This is a genomic window from Kitasatospora sp. NPDC001664 (assembly GCF_053596675.1).
Window position 1 is genome coordinate 75,054 of sequence record NZ_JBSFGS010000002.1, and the last position, 16,429, is coordinate 91,482.

General features: G+C 74.4%; 14 protein-coding genes. 10 read left to right on the plus strand and 4 right to left on the minus strand.

The window, feature by feature from the left end; translation table 11 throughout:
- The first annotated feature begins 351 nt into the window (after positions 1 to 351).
- The 8 genes from ACWCYY_RS02695 (at position 352) to ACWCYY_RS02730 (ending at position 11,371) form a co-directional block, all read left to right on the plus strand.
- Positions 352 to 1,377 (plus strand): methionine ABC transporter ATP-binding protein, encoded by a 1,026-nt coding sequence (locus tag ACWCYY_RS02695; protein ID WP_345283420.1) that lies wholly within the window; start codon positions 352 to 354, stop codon positions 1,375 to 1,377.
- Positions 1,374 to 2,111, plus strand: a complete 738-nt coding sequence (locus ACWCYY_RS02700) for a methionine ABC transporter permease (protein WP_345283422.1) — start codon at positions 1,374 to 1,376, stop codon at positions 2,109 to 2,111. The genes ACWCYY_RS02695 and ACWCYY_RS02700 overlap by 4 nt, the downstream gene beginning before the upstream one ends.
- Before the next feature lie 46 nt (positions 2,112 to 2,157).
- Positions 2,158 to 2,985: a MetQ/NlpA family ABC transporter substrate-binding protein gene (locus ACWCYY_RS02705; RefSeq protein WP_345283423.1), complete on the plus strand. Its 828-nt coding sequence runs from the start codon at positions 2,158 to 2,160 to the stop codon at positions 2,983 to 2,985.
- A gap of 149 nt (positions 2,986 to 3,134) precedes the next feature.
- Complete coding sequence (locus tag ACWCYY_RS02710; protein ID WP_345283424.1) at positions 3,135 to 3,755, plus strand: GNAT family N-acetyltransferase; 621 nt, start codon at positions 3,135 to 3,137, stop codon at positions 3,753 to 3,755.
- Positions 3,756 to 3,911: 156 nt separating this feature from the next.
- Positions 3,912 to 5,171, plus strand: coding sequence for a precorrin-6y C5,15-methyltransferase (decarboxylating) subunit CbiE (gene cbiE, locus ACWCYY_RS02715; RefSeq protein ID WP_449794880.1), 1,260 nt, complete (start codon positions 3,912 to 3,914; stop codon positions 5,169 to 5,171).
- Between the two features lie 511 nt (positions 5,172 to 5,682).
- The gene (gene cobT / locus ACWCYY_RS02720; RefSeq protein WP_449794881.1) at positions 5,683 to 9,504 is read left to right on the plus strand and encodes a nicotinate-nucleotide--dimethylbenzimidazole phosphoribosyltransferase; all 3,822 of its coding nucleotides are present in this window, start codon (positions 5,683 to 5,685) and stop codon (positions 9,502 to 9,504) included.
- A 106-nt stretch (positions 9,505 to 9,610) separates the two neighbouring features.
- Positions 9,611 to 10,852 carry a uroporphyrinogen-III C-methyltransferase gene (gene cobA, locus ACWCYY_RS02725; RefSeq protein ID WP_449794882.1) on the plus strand — a complete coding sequence of 414 codons (1,242 nt, stop codon included), beginning with the start codon at positions 9,611 to 9,613 and terminating at the stop codon, positions 10,850 to 10,852.
- Between the two features lie 162 nt (positions 10,853 to 11,014).
- The gene (locus ACWCYY_RS02730) at positions 11,015 to 11,371 is read left to right on the plus strand and encodes a hypothetical protein (protein ID WP_345283430.1); all 357 of its coding nucleotides are present in this window, start codon (positions 11,015 to 11,017) and stop codon (positions 11,369 to 11,371) included.
- Positions 11,372 to 11,385: 14 nt separating this feature from the next.
- Here the strand turns inward: ACWCYY_RS02730 and ACWCYY_RS02735 are convergent, their stop codons facing one another.
- Both ACWCYY_RS02735 and ACWCYY_RS02740 read right to left on the minus strand, forming a co-directional pair.
- Positions 11,386 to 11,955: a Uma2 family endonuclease gene (locus ACWCYY_RS02735; RefSeq protein WP_345283431.1), complete on the minus strand. Its 570-nt coding sequence runs from the start codon at positions 11,953 to 11,955 to the stop codon at positions 11,386 to 11,388.
- 30 nt (positions 11,956 to 11,985) lie between these two features.
- Positions 11,986 to 12,459, minus strand: coding sequence for a hypothetical protein (locus ACWCYY_RS02740; RefSeq protein ID WP_345283432.1), 474 nt, complete (start codon positions 12,457 to 12,459; stop codon positions 11,986 to 11,988).
- A gap of 186 nt (positions 12,460 to 12,645) precedes the next feature.
- Between ACWCYY_RS02740 and ACWCYY_RS02745 the strand changes: the two genes are divergently transcribed.
- Entirely contained in the window at positions 12,646 to 13,383 is a 738-nt protein-coding gene (locus ACWCYY_RS02745; RefSeq protein ID WP_449794883.1) for a VOC family protein, read from the plus strand.
- A gap of 89 nt (positions 13,384 to 13,472) precedes the next feature.
- A complete protein-coding gene (locus ACWCYY_RS02750; protein ID WP_449794884.1) occupies positions 13,473 to 14,456 on the plus strand; it encodes an NAD-dependent epimerase/dehydratase family protein in 984 nt (327 codons plus the stop codon).
- A 7-nt stretch (positions 14,457 to 14,463) separates the two neighbouring features.
- Here the strand turns inward: ACWCYY_RS02750 and ACWCYY_RS02755 are convergent, their stop codons facing one another.
- Together ACWCYY_RS02755 and ACWCYY_RS02760 are read right to left on the minus strand one after the other, a co-directional pair.
- On the minus strand, positions 14,464 to 15,801 hold the full coding sequence (locus tag ACWCYY_RS02755) for an LPXTG cell wall anchor domain-containing protein (RefSeq protein ID WP_449794885.1): 1,338 nt from the start codon (positions 15,799 to 15,801) through the stop codon (positions 14,464 to 14,466).
- Between the two features lie 219 nt (positions 15,802 to 16,020).
- Positions 16,021 to 16,392, minus strand: a complete 372-nt coding sequence (locus ACWCYY_RS02760; protein WP_449794886.1) for a hypothetical protein — start codon at positions 16,390 to 16,392, stop codon at positions 16,021 to 16,023.
- Positions 16,393 to 16,429 lie beyond the last annotated feature (37 nt).

Sequence of the window (16,429 nt, forward strand, 5' to 3'; positions counted from 1 at the left end):
CGTCACCCTTGAGGTGACAGTGTCGTGTCCGAAGTGCGGACATCGGCTCCTGATAATTGGGACCGTGTCCATATGTCTGATTTACTTTCACCCATGACCACGACGACGACGCGCACCGCCATCGGCACCATGCCGACGGGTGAGAGCTGCATGTGTCGCTGTCGAATGTGTCGCTTCTGAGGGCTGCTCAACTCCCTCTTCCCCCCGCGCCGCGAGCCCTGACACGTAAGGGCCACGCCCACGCGCGCCCCGGCCGCCCAGCGGCCACGATCGAAGCATGGCCGGACCTGACCCACCCTCAGAGGTGTGCCCCCGCACGCCCTCGTCCGCCCCCGAACAACGGAAGCAGCCGTGATCACCACCAAGGACCTGACCAAGGTCTACCGAAGCCGAGGCCGCGAGACCACCGCGCTCGCCGGAGTCGACCTGCACGTCCGCGAGGGCGAGGTGTACGGGGTCGTCGGCACCAGCGGTGCCGGGAAGTCGACCCTGATCCGCTGCGTCAACATGCTGGAGCGCCCCAGCTCGGGGACGGTCACCGTGGACGGCGTGGAGCTGACCGCGCTGCCCGGCACCGAGCACCGGGCCGGCAAGGAGCTGCGGGCCGCCCGGCAGAAGATCGGCATGGTCTTCCAGCACTTCAACCTGCTCTCCTCGCGCACCGTGCAGGAGAACGTCGAACTCCCGCTGGAGATCATCGGCCTGGACCGCGCCCAGCGCCGCCGCAAGGCGGCCGAGCTGCTGGAGCTGGTCGGCCTCGCCGACAAGGCCCGCAACTACCCGGGCCAGCTCTCCGGCGGCCAGAAGCAGCGGGTGGGCATCGCCCGCGCGCTGGCCGGCGACCCCAAGGTGCTGCTCTCCGACGAGGCCACCTCGGCCCTCGATCCGGAGACCACCCGCTCGATCCTGGCGCTGCTGCGCGACCTCAACCAACAGCTTGGCCTCACCGTGCTGCTGATCACCCATGAGATGGACGTCATCAAGTCCGTCTGCGACTCCGCCGCCCTGATGCGCGACGGCCGGGTGGTGGAGTCCGGCAAGCTCACCGACCTGCTCGCGACCGAGGGGTCGGAGGTGGCCCGGGAGCTGTTCCCGCTCGGCGAGTTCGGCCAGGGGCACCCCGGCAACACCGTGCTGGAGATCACCTTCCAGGGCGACAGCTCGGCCCGGCCGTTCGTTTCCCAGCTGGCCCGGACCTACCAGATCGACATCAACATCCTGGGCGCCGCGGTCGAGACCGTCTCCGGCCGGATGGTCGGCCGGATGCGGGTCGAACTGCCCGGCGGCCACCAGGACAACGTGGTGCCGATCGGCTTCCTGCGCGAGCAGGGCCTGCAGGTGGACGTGCTGGACCAGAAGGACGGAGCGGCGGCATGACCTGGGACCAGATGCAGGAGCTCATGTGGCCCGCCACCTGGGAGACCTTCCAGATGGTCGGCGTCTCCACCGTCGTCACCGTGCTGCTCGGGCTCCCGCTCGGCCTGCTGCTGGTGCTCACCGACAAGGGCGGCGCACTGCAGAACGCCCCGGTGAACCGGGTCATCGGAGCCGTCGTCAACCTCGGCCGCTCGATGCCGTTCATCATCATCATGGTCGCGCTGCAGACCTTCACCCGGGCGATCGCCGGCACCACCATCGGCTGGGAGGCGGCCACCGTGCCGCTGACGGTCGGCGCCATCCCGTTCTTCGCCCGGCTGGTGGAGACCTCCGTCCGCGAGGTCGACGGCGGGCTGCTGGAGGCCGTCCACGCGATGGGCGGCGGCACCTGGACCTCGGTCCGCAAGGTGCTGCTCCCCGAGTCGCTGCCCTCGCTGGTCTCCTCCGTGGTGACCACGATCATCGCGCTGATCGGCTTCTCCGCGATGGCCGGCACCGTCGGCGGCGGCGGCCTCGGCTTCCTCGCCGTCAACTACGGCTACCTGCGCTTCGAGACCGGCTTCATGTGGGTCATCGTCGCCGAGCTGGCCGTCATCGTGACCGTCATCCAGCTGATCGGCGATCTGATCGTCCGTCGGCTGACCGACCGCGGCTCCTCCGGTGGCACCACCCGCCTGCTGCGCTCCCGCACCACCACCTCGGAGAAGGACGAAGAGCTCGTCCTCCCGCACTGACCACACCCCGTCCCACCCGCATCACCCATGGAGAAAGGCACTTTTCGTGCGTAACGTCCTGAAGTCCGTCAGCATCCTCGCCACCGCCGGGCTCGCCCTGTCCCTGACCGCCTGCGGCAGCGACTCCTCGTCCTCGGGCTCCAGCCCCGACGCACCGCTGAAGGTCGTCGCCAGCCCCACCCCGCACGCCCAGATCCTGGAGTACGTCCAGAAGAACCTGGCCGACGCGGCCGGGCTCAAGCTCGACGTCAAGGTGGTCACCGACTACGTGACCCCCAACACCTCGGTCCAGGACGGCTCGGCCGACGCCAACTACTTCCAGCACGTGCCGTACCTGAAGGACTTCAACCAGAAGAAGGGCACCGACATCGTCTCGGTCGAGACGGTGCACCTGGAGCCCCTCGGCCTGTACTCCAAGAAGGTGAAGTCGGCCGCCGAGCTGCCCGACGGCGCCACCGTCGGCCTGCCCAACGACACCACCAACGAGGGCCGGGCGCTCAAGCTGCTCGCCGACAACAACGTCATCACCCTCAAGGAGGGCGTGGGCACCGCCGCCACCCCGGCCGACGTGACGGGCAACCCGAAGCACCTGAAGTGGAAGGAGCTGGAGGCCGCCCAGCTGCCCCGCTCGCTGCCCGACCTGGACGCCGCGGTGATCAACGGCAACTACGCGATCGAGGCCAACCTCAAGCCCGCCACCGACGCGATCCTGCTGGAGAAGGCCGAGGGCAACCCGTACGCCAACATCCTGGCCGTCAAGAAGGGCAAGGAGAACGACCCGCGGGTGAAGAAGCTCGCCGAGCTGCTGCACTCCGACAAGGTCAAGCAGTACATCGACGACACCTTCAAGGGCTCGGTCATCCCGGCGTTCTGAACCGCCGGCAGCGGCTCCTGACGGCCGCTCAGAACGGCACCCCCATCCGTGTGGTGGGGGTGCCGTCGGCGTTCCACCCGGTACCGTGTCACGGCCCGGGCAGGGCGGGGCGTACCGTGTGTCCACGACCCGGCGAGGAGAGAGACGGCATGCCTGCGAGCTTCCCCGAGACCGCGATCAGCACCGAGCGGCTGCTGCTGCGACCCCTCGCGGGCGGGGACGTCCCCGGCCTGGTGGCGATGATGGACGACGAGCTGGTGCACGCCTGGACCGACGTCGTGCAGCCCTTCACCGAGGAGCACGCGCGGGAGTGGACCAGGATGCTGGCGCCCGCCCGCCGCATCGAGGGGCGCGGAATCGTTTTCGCCGTCACCGAGCACCTCACCCAGCGGATGGTGGGCGTGGTCGAACTGCGCTCCACCGACTGGCGGCTGCTCTCCACCGAGGTCGTCTTCGTCACCGCCTCCTGGGCCCGCGGCGAGGGCTACGCGCCCGAGGCCGTCAACGGGGTGGCCCAGTGGCTCTTCGAGGACCGCGGCTTCCTCCGCCTGGAGCTGCGCACCGCCGCCGGGAACACGGCCGCCCAGCAGGTGGCCCAGAAGCTCGGCTGCATCAGCGAGGGCGTGCTGCGCAGCGCCTGGATAGTCCGCGGTGGTGAGGGGGACGGCACCGCGGAGGAGAGCCGCAGCGACCTGATCCTGTGGAGCCTGCTGCCGGAGGACATGGAGCCATTGGCGCCGCGCGAGGCCGACCACGCGGGGCAGCGCTGACCGCCGGCGACGGGCCGCGCTGACGTGTCGTCGGGAGTTCACGCACTGCTGTGCGAGTTTCCCGCCGCGCTTTCCCGTCCCGGGCCGGTCCCACCGGGTAGCCTCGGACCGGGCGGGCGGACGGACCGTCACGGGGCCTAAGGGGAGCAGCGGTAGATGGCGGACCGGATCACGGTCATCGGGTGGGACGGTACTCCGCTGACCGAGGCGGCCGCCTCGGCACTCGCGGGCGCGACCCTGGTGGCGGGCGCCCCGTACCAGCTGTCCGCGCTGCCGGTGCCGGCCGGCGCGGAGCGGCTCACCCTGGGCAGCGTCCAGCAGGCGGCCCGCCGGATCGCCGCCCACCGGGGTGCCGCCGTGGTGGTCGCCGAGGGCGACCCCGGCTTCTTCGGGGTGGTGCGCGAACTCCGCCGCCCCGAGTACGGACTCGAACTCGAGGTGCTGCCCGCCGTATCCTCGGTGGCCGCCGCCTTCGCCCGGGCCGGGATGCCCTGGGAGGACGCCCAGGTGGTCAGCGCCCACGGCGGTCGGCTGCGCCGGGCGGCCAACGTCTGCCGCGCCCACCCGAAGGTCGCGGTGCTCACCACCCCCGGCGCCGGGCCCAGCGAGCTCGCCCTGATGCTCCGCGGGGTGCACCGCACCTTCGTGGTCTGCGAGGCGCTCGGCACCCCGGAGGAGGACGTCACCGTCCTCACCTCCGAGCGGGTGCCCGACCACGACTGGCGCGATCCGGCCGTGGTCCTGGTGATCGGCGGCGCCGGGCCCAACCACGCTCCCGGCGAGCCCTCCGGCTGGCTGGCCGGACGCCCCCTCGGCTTCCCCGGCCCGGACCGGGGCTGGGCCCTCGACGGCCGGGCGTACGCGGGGGCGGAGCAGCTCGCCGGGACGGCGGGCGGCGCCGGGGCCGCGCTGCCGCCGCACGTCCGCGCGCTGGCACTCGCCCGGCTCGGCCCGGTGCCTGGCGAGCTGGTCTGGGCGGTCGGCGCGGGCAGCGGGGCGCTGGCGGTGGAGATCGGACGCTTCGGCGCGGCAGTGGTCGCGGTGGAGGCCTCCCGGTCGGCCTGCGCCCAGATCACCGTGAACGCCCGCCGCTACGGCGTGGAGGTCGAGGTGGTGCACGGGGTGGGCCCCGAGGTGCTCGGCGGCCTGCCCGAGCCGGACGCGGTGATGGTCGAGGCGGGCGGCGCCGAGGTGGTCGGTGCGGTGCTCGCGCGGCGACCGGAGCGGCTGGTCGCCATCGCCCGCACGCTGGCCGAGGCGGAGGCGGTCCGGACCGCGATCACCGCCGCCGGCTACCGCGCGGACGGCGCGCTGCTGCAGTCCGCGCCACTGGCCCCGGCCCCGGGCGGCGTGCCCGGGCTGGCCCTCGGCGCGGGGCAGCAGAGTCTGGTGCTCTGGGGAGAGCTGGCCTTCTGACGGGCCGTCGGACCGTCCGTCGGTCCGCCCCTCGCTCGGCGCCGGCCGGGGCTGTCGGGGCTCCGTCAACGGCCCCCGGCCAAACTGCCGCAGTGTGATCAGGATTCGGACAGGGATTCGGTATCCGTTCGGGGCGGGCCGGTAGGGTGAAGCCTCCCGCCTGCGCGGCGGTCGTCGGTTCGTGTCCAGTTCGGCCTGTTTGCCACCTTTCTGACGTGGCGGAACTTACAGCCCGGAGGGGCCGTGGACATTCGACGCGGCGCGGGTCGGGCCGGAAGAATGCCGTTGGGTCCGGCGCGGTCGTGCCGGTTGTCCCCAGCTGTCGTTGTTTCTGATGGTGCGCCACCCCTCCCACGGGAGGCGCCCGGTCCGGAAGCGCGGCACGGCGGACGCCGGGCAGCTGGACGGACGGATGGACGGGCGGGAGCACGGCCCGCCCCGAGCGGAGTTGGGCGCGGCGGTCGGCGACCGTCGCGCCAAGGGTGCGGCAGCGCCCGGAAGGAGCTTTGACATGACCGATGGCGGCCACGTTCCCAGCGAGGGCCTGCCCGAGCACCTGCTCGGCGGCGCCGACCCGCTCGGCCGCCCGGAGGGCGTCCCGCTGCCCGGCCAGGCCCCGGCCCGGCACGCCGCGTACACCTTCCTCGACGACGAGGAGGAGGACCTGCTGCTGATGCCCGGCCCGCAGGCCTCCTGGGGCGACGTCCCGGTGCACGGCGCGGTGGAGACCGTGATGGTCGGCGAGACCGCGATCCCGGCGGCCGCCCCCGCGGCGCCCTCGGCACCCGGCCTCGGGTCGCCCCTGGTCGACACGGTGACGCTCCGTCCGGTCGACGAGCTCGGCGGCACCCCCGCGCACGGCGTGCCGCTGCACGGGACCCCGGCGCACGGCACTCCGCTCCAGGACCCCCTGCTGCACGGCACCCCGGCGCACGGCACCCCGGTCCAGGACGCCGTGGCCCAGGACGGCGTGGCCCAGGGCACGCCCGCCCACGGCACCCCGGTCGAGCCGTCCTGGCCGCCGCTGGCCCCGCCGGTGCCGGGCGTCGACCCCGCCGTCGCGCCCCTCGCCGACCCGCTCACCGATCCGCTCGCCGTCGCGCCGTTCCCGGGCGCCCCGGCGGCCGGGAACGGCGCGGGCCAGTTCACCCCGCCCGGCGTGGTGCCGGACGCGCTGGCGAACACCGTCCAGGCGACCGCGCCGGTGGCGGCCGCAGAACCGGTTGTGCAGACGGTCCCGGTGACGCCCCCTCAGCCGCAGCGCCGCCCGCTGCACGCCGGGCCGCCCATCCCGGACCCGTCCCTGATGACCGGTCACGTCCCGGTCCGCTCGCTGGCCGACCGCGGCCCGTCCGGGGGCACCCCCGCGTACGGCGTGCCGATCGTCCCCGCTCCTCCGCTGGCCGCGCCCGTGCCGACCGCCGCGGTGCCGGTGCAGGCCGTTCCGGTGCCCGCACAGCTCCAGCCGGAGGCCGGCGCGCCGGTCCAGCCGGAGGACGTGCAGGCCGTCGGAGCCCCGATCGCCGTCGAGCCCGTCGTGGTGGCCGAGGCCGCCCCGGCGGAGGTCGTGGCGGTGGCCGTCGAGCAGGTCGCGGTGGAGGCGGTCGAGACCGCCGTCGAGTCCGTGGCCGTCGAGTCCGTGGCCGTGGAGTCGGTTGCGGTCGAGTCCGTCGCGGTGGAGCCCGTCGCGGTGGTCGAGGCCGGGCCGGCCGCCGCTGAGGCCCCGGTCGTGGAGACCGTGGTCAACGAGGCCCCGGTCACCGTCCCCGCCGAGGCCGTCCAGACCGCCGGGACCGCCGTCGAGGAGCAGCAGCCGCCGCAGGCCCCGGCCGAGGCGCTCGCGGAGGTTCCGGTCGAGCCGGCCCAGCCGGTCGCGGTCGAGCAGCCGGTCGAGCACCCGTCCGCCGAGCCGGTCGCGGAGGCCGCTGCGGCGCAGGCCGGGCCGATCTCGCTGGAACCCGTCTTCGTGGAGCCGGTTGCCGTCCCGCAGCCGGAGGCCGTCCCGGCCGCCCAGCCCGAGGCGGCCCCGGAGGCCGAGGCGCTCGCCGCCACCGCCGAGCAGACCGAGCAGACCGAACGGACCGTCAGCGAGTCGACCGCGCCCGAGCTGCCGCTCGCCGAGGCCGTGCTCGCCGAGCCCGGGGCCGCCCCGGCCGTCGAGGACCTGGCGGTCGCGGCCGCCGTGGCCGTCGCGGTGGAGCCCACCGCCGAGCAGCCGGAGACCGTCGCCATTCCGGCGCAGGCCGCCGCGCCCGCCCGTCAGCCCGGCCGGATCTCCGCCTTCCTGGCCGCCCCGGCCCCGGACGGTCTGCCGGCCGTCGAGGCCGAGCCGCAGCCGGGCCGGGCCACCGTCCCGGGGGACGCCGCCGCTGAGGTGCCCGCCGCCGAGCAGCCCGCCGAGACCGGGCCGGCCGCCGTCGCCGCCCCTGCCGAGGAGTCGGCCCCCGAGGCCGAGCCGTCCGCGGAGGCCGTGGCGACCGAGCCCGTGGCGACCGAGGCCGCGGAGGTCCCCACCGACGCCGCCGTCGCCGAGGCCGAGGAGCAGGCCGGGACCGGTGCCGTCGCCGAGGAGGAGCGCCCGCCCGCGGCCGCCGGCTTCGACGAGGCCGCCCGCGAGGCCGTCCACCAGGTGATCCGGGAGCGCCGCGACATCCGTAACGGCTTCCGCCCGGACCCGATCCCGCACGAGGTGCTGATCCGGGTCCTGGAGGCCGCCCACACCGCGCCCAGCGTCGGCTACTCGCAGCCCTGGGACTTCGTGGTGATCCGCTCCGCCAAGACCCGCCGCAAGATGCACGAGCTGGCGGAGCGTCAGCGCGAGGCGTACGCCGACTCGCTGCCCAAGGCCCGGGCGAAGCAGTTCAAGGAAATCAAGATCGAGGCCATCCTCGAGACCCCGGTCAACATCGTGGTCACCGCCGACCGCACCCGCGGCGGCCGCCACACCCTGGGCCGCCACACCCAGCCGCAGATGGCCCCGTACTCGGCCGCCCTGGCGGTCGAGAACCTCTGGCTGGCCGCCCGCGCCGAGGGCCTGGGCGTCGGCTGGGTGAGCTTCTTCGACGAGGAGGAGATGGTCCGCGAGCTCGGCCTGCCGGACCACCTCGACGTGGTCGCGTACCTCTGCGTCGGCTACGTGGACTCCTTCCCGGACGAGCCCGAGCTCCAGCAGCAGGGCTGGGCCAAGAAGCGCCCGCTCTCCTGGGTGGTGCACGAGGAGCAGTACGGCAACCGCGCCCTGCCGGGCGAGGAGCCGTCGGACCTCCTCGCCGAGACCCTGCGCGGCATCCGCCCGCTGGACGCCAAGGCGCTCGGCGACGCCTGGGACCGGCAGAAGCGGATGACCAAGCCGGCCGGTTCGCTGGGCGTGTTGGAGATCATCGGTGCCCAGCTCAGCGGCCTGTCCCGCAAGTGCCCGCCGCCGATCCCGGAGCCCGGCTGCGTCGCGGTGTTCGCCGGTGACCACGGCGTGCACGCCCAGGGCGTCACCCCCTGGCCGCAGGAGGTCACCGCCCAGATGGTGGCCAACTTCCTGGCCGGGGGAGCGGTGGTCAACGCCTTCGCCGCCCAGGTCGGCGCCGAGGTCTGCGTGGTCGACGTCGGCGTGGCCTCCGAGCTGCCCGGCCCGGTCCAGAACGGCCGCACCACCGGCCTGCTCCCGCGCAAGGTCAAGCCCGGCACGGACGACATGACCCAGGGCCCGGCGATGAGCCGGGAGGAGGCGCTCAAGGCGATCGAGGTCGGCATCGAGACCGCCCGTGACCTGGTCTCGGCGGGCAACAAGGTGCTGGTCACCGGCGACATGGGCATCGCCAACACCACCGCCTCCGCCGCCCTGATCTCGGTCTTCGCCGGTCTCGACCCGGCCGAGGTGACCGGGCGCGGCACCGGCATCGACGACGAGACGCACGCCCGCAAGATCGAGGTCATCCGGACCGCGCTGGCCCTCCACCAGCCCGACCCGGCCGACCCGATCGGCGTACTGGCCGCCGTCGGCGGTCTGGAGCACGCGGCCATCGCCGGCTTCCTGCTCGGCGCCGCCTCGCTGCGCACCCCGGTGATCCTGGACGGCGTCATCGCCGGTTCGGCCGCACTGGTCGCCAAGGCCATCGCCCCCGAGGTGCTGGCCGCCTGCATCGCCGGCCACCGCTCCGCCGAGCCCGGCCACAAGGCCGCGCTGGAGAAGCTCGGACTGCGCCCGCTGATCGAGCTCGACCTGCGCCTCGGCGAGGGGACCGGCGCCCTGCTGGCCCTCCCGCTGGTGCAGAGTGCGGCCCGCGCGATGCACGATGTAGCCACCTTCGACTCCGCCGGCGTCACCGAGAAGAACTAGTTCCACCTCAGCACTCCTCCCCACCGGCCCGAGGGCGCGCCGGTGCGGGGGAGTGCTGTCGTCCCACGCAAAACCCTCTCCCCAGCCAGCCCCAGGAGCACCGCCGATGACCACCCCCGCGCCCAACCCCCACCCCAGCACCGAGGGCCGCACCCCCTACCCCGTCGGACTGCTGCTCACCGGCCGCCGCGTCGTCGTGATCGGCGGCGGCCAGGTCGCCCAGCGCCGGCTCCCGGCACTGCTCGCCGCCGGGGCGGACGTGCACCTGATATCGCCCTGCACCACCCCCGCCGTCCAGGCGATGGCCGACGCCGGCGAGCTCACCTGGCACCGGCGCGGGTACGCCGACGGCGACCTCGCCGACTCCTGGTACGCCCTGGTCGCCACCGACGACCCGGCCGTCAACACCGCCGTCTCCGCCGAGGCCGAGCGCCTGCGGGTGTTCTGCGCCCGCAGCGACGACGCCGCCGCGGCCACCGCCTGGACCGCCGCCACCGGCCGCGACTCCGGCACCACCGTCTCCGTCCTGACCGGCGACCCGCGGCACTCCGCCGCCCTGCGCGACACCATCGTGGACGCCCTGCGGGACGGCTCCCTGGCGGCCCGTCAGTTCCGCACCCGCGAGCCAGGCGTGGCCCTGGTCGGCGGCGGCCCCGGCGACCCCGACCTGATCACCGTGCGCGGCCGCCGCCTGCTGGCCGACGCCGACGTGGTGGTCGCCGACCGGCTCGCCCCGCGCGAGCTGCTGGACGAGCTGCCGCCGCACGTCGAGGTGATCGACGCCTCCAAGATCCCCTACGGCCGCTACATGGCCCAGGAGGCGATCAACCAGACCCTGATCGACCACGCCAAGGACGGCAAGTTCGTGGTCCGCCTCAAGGGCGGCGACCCGTACGTCTTCGGGCGCGGCGGCGAGGAGCTGCTGGCCTGCCTGGAGGCCGGCGTCCCGGTCACGGTGGTCCCCGGCATCTCCAGCTCCATCTCCGTCCCGGCGGCGGTCGGCATCCCGGTCACCCACCGCGGCATGACCCACGAGTTCACCGTCATCTCCGGCCACGTCGGCCCCGACGAGCGCTCCCTCACCAACTGGGACGCCGCCGCCCGGATGACCGGCACCCTGGTCCTCCTGATGGCCGTCGACAAGATCGGCGCGATCGCCGCCAAGCTGATCGAGCACGGCCGCCCCGCCACCACCCCCGTCGCCGTCGTCCAGGAGGGCACCACCGCCGCCCAGCGCCGCGTCGACGCCACCCTCGCCACCGTCGCCGAGGTCGTCACGGCGGAGGGCATCAAGCCCCCGGCCGTCATCGTCATCGGCGACGTGGTCAACGTCCTCGGCCAGCACTGACCCCTCGTCAGGCCCCGCCCCTCCCGGGCGGGGCCTCCCCGGCGGTACCGTTCCCGTGCCGTTCCGTCATGACCGCCCGAGGGAGGGTCGCCACGGTGTCCGACACCGCGCACCCGCCGTAGGTACCTCCGGAGATCCCGGAGGGCCCTACGGAGGTCCTCGATGTCCCGCACGGTCCGCACCACCCCGTACCGGCTCCGCAGCACCGGGCCCGGACCGGTCTCCCTCGCCCGCCTCGACCTCCGCTACCCGCACGCCGAACTGGCCCGCGCCGCAAGCGAAGGCCGCCGCCCCGTCCCGGCCCCGACCCTGCGCCGGCTCCGCAGCTGGCATCCGTACCGCCTCGACGGCAGGACGGACAGCTGCACCACCATGATCGCCACGTCCAACGCCCGTGCCCGGCTCCGGGCCCGCCTCGCCGCCGACCGCATCCGCGGCCTCCACCGAGCCGGCCACTCCGTCGACGGCGCGGACGTCCCCCCGGCCCGCCACCGCCGCGACGCCCTCTGGCACGCCTGACCGGTGCCGCCCCGTCAGCTCGGGTAGCGGATCAGCTCCGCGGTGCCCAACTCGAACCCGAACGGCTCCGGGACGGGCACCGCGTCGCCGAACTTCCCGGTCCACCTGCGGTGGTACACCCCGCCGCCGGGCTCGGAGTACAGCGCCACCGTCCCCTCCCGGGGGTCGATCAGCAGGTAGACCCGGATGCCCATCAACGGGTAGTCGCGGACCTTGCCCACCAGGTCGTTCTCGGGGTTGGACGGCGAGACGATCTCCACCGCGATCGCGGCCAGCTCCGCCGGGACGTCGTTGCCACCCAGCTCGACGACGGAGACCGGGATGTAGGTCAGGTCCGGATTGCGGAGCTTGCCGACGTTCGGCGAGGCCAGGTCGGTGTTCTCACTGGGCATCAGATCGGCGGGCCGGTGCGCGTCGAACTGCTCCCGCACCAGCAGCAGGTTGCGTTGGTGGATCACCGACGGGCCGGCTGCGATGATGATCGCGTCCCCCGACACCTCCGTCTTCCAACCCGCTGGTGGTGCCAGGCTCCGTGCGTACTTCAGCAGTTGGGCGTGACGCTCGGGGATCCGGTGCTCGGCCATGCCGCCATCCTTCCGCTCCCGTCCGGAGGGCTACCGGACCGGGCCGCGTTCGTCGACGGACACGGTCGGCTCGGTCAGGAACGTCCCGAGGGCCACCGGGCCGTAGGCGATGTTGAAGGTGTCGAGCCAGTACGACCAGTCACGGACCCCCGCCGCGCTGCTGAAGCGGTAGTTGAGCTGCCACCGCACCCACTGGCCCGGCCGCAGCCGTACGGCCGGTGGCCGGCGGTGCCGGGGCGGCAGCCCGAACAGCGGGTCCACCCGGGGCAGCACCCGCAGCGTGCCGTCCGTCTCCCGCAGGCTGACCGCGACCTCGCGCCGCTCCACCCGGGACTCCCGGGGCTCGAAGCCGTGGCGCTCGTCCATCCTGACGTGGTGCGCGAGCGGGCCGAGGCCGGTCGGCAGGACGAAGCCCGTCGCGGCGGCGTTCCGCCGGGCGGCGGCCTCACCGCCCCGCGACTCCTTCGTCCAGAACGTCCTGACCCACTGCACCGTGATCTCCACCGCACCCGCCTCTCTCGGCACAGCACACGCAGACCGGCCGCCGGCCGCGTGGACGACATCCTCCTCGCCGACGCGCACGCAGAAGCCACCGCTCCCCGAGCGGCGGCACCAGAAACCCTTCGTGCGCGCGGCGTAGCGTTGCGAGGCCGCTCGGCGCCGGGCTCATCGGTGCTTATGATCATCCGCATGGCGACACGACTCGTGCAGATCAACATGAAGGCCCGGGACGACGCCGCGCTCGGCCGGTTCTGGGCGGCGGCACTCGGCTGGGGCATCGACAGCGAGGCGCCCGGCGTGACCAACCTCGAGCCGGTCGGCTTCGCCTACCCCGACCCCTCGGCGGTCTGCATCGACATCATCGCCCGTCCGGAGCCCAAGACGGGGAAGAACCGGGTGCACCTCGACCTGGCCACCACCTCGACGGCCCATCAGGCGGAGCTGGTCGCGCGTCTGATCGAGCTCGGCGCCACGCTCGCCGACGTCGGACAGGGCGAGGTCCCCTGGACGGTCATGGCCGACCCCGAGGGCAACGAGTTCTGCGTCCTGGAGCCCCGGGAGGTCTACGGGGACACCGGGCCGGTCGCCGCGGTGGTGGTCGACTGCGCCGACCCGCGGGAGATGGCGCGCTTCTGGGGCGAGGCGATGGACTGGACGGTGCACGAGGTCGCCGACGGGCACGCGAGCATGCGCTCGGCCCAGGGCGTCGGCCCCTACCTGGAGTTCATCCGCACCCCCGACCCCAAGCTCGGCTGGAACCGCGTCCACCTGGACGTCAGCCCGTACCGCGGTGGGGACCCGGAGGCGGAGGAGGCCCGTCTGCGCGCCCTGGGCGCCTCCGACCCGGGCATCGACCAGTCCTCCATCCACTGGCGAATCCTGACCGACCCGGAGGGCAACGAGTTCTGCCTCCTCAGCCCTCGCTGAGGCCCGGTACCGGCGCTCGGGCCGCCCGCCTGATCCGCCGTCAGCGAAGCTTCTGGCGGGTCTCGGTGGGGAGTGCTTGGGTGGGTGGCATGGATCTCCTCGTACTCGGCGGCACCGCCTGGCTCGGCCGGGAAGTCTCCCGGCAGGCACTCGCACTCGGCCACCGCGTCACCTGCCTCGCCCGGGGCGAGAGCGGCGGGGTGGCGGAGGGCGCCACCCTCGTCGCGGCGGACCGTTCGCAGCCCGGTGCGTACCGGGAACTGACGGGGCGTGACTGGGACGCGGTGGTGGAGGTGAGCTGGCAGCCCGGCTACGTCCGGGACGCGCTGGACGCCCTCGCGCCCCGCGCCCGGCACTGGAGCTACGTCTCCTCGGTGAGCGCCTACGCCGAACACCCCGTCGGCGCCGACGAGTCGGCCGCACTGCTGCCCGCGCTCGAAGGCCGCGAGGCGGCCCGGGAGACGTACGGCGAAGCCAAGGTCGCTTGCGAGCAGGCCTCGGCCGCCGCCCTCGGCGACCGTCTGCTGATCGCCCGCGCCGGGCTGATCGGCGGCCCCGGCGACCGCACCGGCCGCACCGCCTACTGGGTGGCCCGCGCCGCCCGCGACCCCGAGGCGCCGCTACTGGTCCCCGATGCCCCGGACCTGCCCACCCAGGCCATCGACGTCCGCGACCTCGCCGCCTGGCTGCTGCACTCCGCCGAGCGGGGCACGTCCGGCACCTTCGACGCGGTCGGCCCCGTCCTCTCCTTCGGCGAGTGGGTGGAGCTCTCCCGCACCGTCGGCGGCCACACCGGCCCGGTGGTCCCGGCCCCGTCCGACTGGCTGCTGGAGCAGGGCGTCCAGCAGTGGATGGGCCCGGACTCCCTCCCGATGTGGCTGGCCGACCCCGACCTGCAGAGCCACTCCACCCGCCCGGGCGCCGCGGCCCTCGCCGCCGGCCTGACCCACCGCCCCCGCACCGAGGTCCTCGCCGACCTGCTCCACTGGGTCCGCACCGACTCCCCGTCCCTGGCCGCCGGTCTGACGCCGGAGCGGGAGCGCGAGCTGCTCGCCCTGCTCGACGTCGCCTGACGGGCCGTCACCGCCGCGGGCGGCGGGCACCGGCCAGCAGCAACCCGCCGAGGGCGGACAGCCCGCCCGCCACGGTGAGCAGCACCGGGGCCTCCCCGGTCCCGGTCTCCGGCAGGCTGCCCTCGATGACGCGCAGCTCGGGTGTGGGCGTCCAGGCCTCGGCGGGCGGCAGCGGCGCCGGCGGGTGGGCCGGCCGGGCGGGCGCGGATGGTGGGGCGGCCAAGGTCTCCGGTGCCGCCGGGGTCTGCGGGCCGCCCGGCGAGGCCTGGACCTCGGGTGTCCTCGGCGGCGCCGGGGCCGCCGCGCCGGGTGATACGGGCGCCATCGACGGCAGAGGGGCCTGGACCACCGGGGGCGTCGTCGCCGGGCGCCAGTTCGCCGTGCCGGAGGCGGTCAGCGTCCGCCGCGAGCCCACCGTGTCCACGTACCCCTGACAGCGTTCCGGGGTCTCGGTGGGGATCAGGAACTGAGGGTCCGTCACCGTCTCCGCCCCTTCCACCCGCACCGCACCGCTGCCGCCGTCCGCGCGCCGGGCGCAGAGCCTGGTCGCGGTCGTCCCGGCCGGCAGCTCCAGCAGCCCGTCCGTCAGGGTTCCCGGCGCGCCTTGGCAGAGCGTCAGCCCGTCCGTCCCGGTGGCCGTCACCCGCACCCGGCCGGCCGTGCTGGTCAGCTCGAACGGGATCTCCGCACCGGCCTCGGCGTCCGGCCCGGCGGTCAGGGTGAGGGCGGGCTCGGCGGGCAGCGTCGGGTCGATCGTGCCCCAGTCCGGGCAGGTGACGCCGGGGTAGCGGTCCGGGTCGGGCAGTGGCGCTCCGGCGGGCAGGTTCTCGGTCACGCACCAGATCCGCTGGGCCATCAGGCCCCGGGTGGAGGAGGTCGAGTAGTCGGCCACCCCGGGGGAGAGCAGGTGGGCCACCCGGGCCCGTTGCAGCGCGGTCAGCGGCTCCTTCGCACCTTCGGTGCCGCCCCGGACGAACGGCGCCTCGCCGCAGGCGGCCAGCGGGTGGTTCAGACAGAACACCCAACGTGCCGCCTGCGGCACGCCGTTCACCAGGGGCCCGACCACGCAGAGCGGAGTGCCGTAGAAGATCCCGGGGGTGGGCGGCGGCGCACCCAGCCCCGGATTGACCGTGCCCGGGTTGTTCATCACCGCCACCATCCGGCCGCCCTCCAACCAGGCCGGGTCCACCTGCACCTGCTGCGGGCTGCCGGGCCGGGTGGTGTTCGGATCGCACGCGGTCACGGTGTACGAGGTCCCGGCCCGGGGGAGCACGGCCCCGACGGGCGGAGCGGCACCGAGGACGAGCAACACGGCCGCGACGGCCACCCCGGACGATCGGCGCACGGGCGGACTCCACTCTTCCGGGAACATCGGTCCGGCCAGTCTCGGCTCGGCGATCACACCCACGGCGCCGCCGGGCTGACGCACCGTCCGCCACCACCCGATGGGCCGAGCCCCGCCCGACCGTCGCCGCGCTACGGGCGGGTGGGGCAGGGTGGTGCGATGGACTCAGGAGGGCCTCGGCCCGGCCTCCTGAGACGCTCGGGCCCGGCCGACCCGCCGTCAGACCCCCACGCGGAGCCGCTCCACGGCCGGCAGTACGGTCGGCATCTCGTCCGTCACCCAGGCGTACTCCAGCGCGGACAGGTACTCGCCGCCCTCGGCCCAAACCAGCAGCTCGCCGACGTACCCGCCGTCCTCGTCGTACACCTCGGCGCCGACCGGCAGCAGCACGGACCTCCGGCCGGACTCCGCCACCCCGCGCACCCGCAGGTCGACACTGACCGACCCCTCGAACCAGGCGGCCACCACCTCGACCCGGTCGAGCTGCGCGCGCAGCTCCGGGGCGCCGGGGAAGTCGGCGGCGAGCAGGTGCTCCAGGACGGCGCGCTCGGCGGCGTTCAGCGGACGGGGTGCGATCGGGACGACGGCCATGTGCCCATCATCGTCTCCGCGCCCGGTCGCTTCCTCG

Excerpts from the sequence above, each read along its gene's own strand:
- ACWCYY_RS02745 (WP_449794883.1), top strand. The coding sequence starts at position 12,646 with ATGGCGACACGACTCGTGCAGATCAACATGAAGGCCCGGGACGACGCC.
- ACWCYY_RS02700 (WP_345283422.1), top strand. The coding sequence starts at position 1,374 with ATGACCTGGGACCAGATGCAGGAGCTCATGTGGCCCGCCACCTGGGAG.
- cobA (WP_449794882.1), top strand. The coding sequence starts at position 9,611 with ATGACCACCCCCGCGCCCAACCCCCACCCCAGCACCGAGGGCCGCACC.
- cobT (WP_449794881.1), top strand. The coding sequence starts at position 5,683 with ATGACCGATGGCGGCCACGTTCCCAGCGAGGGCCTGCCCGAGCACCTG.
- ACWCYY_RS02730 (WP_345283430.1), top strand. The coding sequence starts at position 11,015 with ATGTCCCGCACGGTCCGCACCACCCCGTACCGGCTCCGCAGCACCGGG.
- ACWCYY_RS02710 (WP_345283424.1), top strand. The coding sequence starts at position 3,135 with ATGCCTGCGAGCTTCCCCGAGACCGCGATCAGCACCGAGCGGCTGCTG.
- ACWCYY_RS02750 (WP_449794884.1), top strand. The coding sequence starts at position 13,473 with ATGGATCTCCTCGTACTCGGCGGCACCGCCTGGCTCGGCCGGGAAGTC.
- ACWCYY_RS02760 (WP_449794886.1), bottom strand. The coding sequence starts at position 16,392 with ATGGCCGTCGTCCCGATCGCACCCCGTCCGCTGAACGCCGCCGAGCGC.
- cbiE (WP_449794880.1), top strand. The coding sequence starts at position 3,912 with ATGGCGGACCGGATCACGGTCATCGGGTGGGACGGTACTCCGCTGACC.
- ACWCYY_RS02735 (WP_345283431.1), bottom strand. The coding sequence starts at position 11,955 with ATGGCCGAGCACCGGATCCCCGAGCGTCACGCCCAACTGCTGAAGTAC.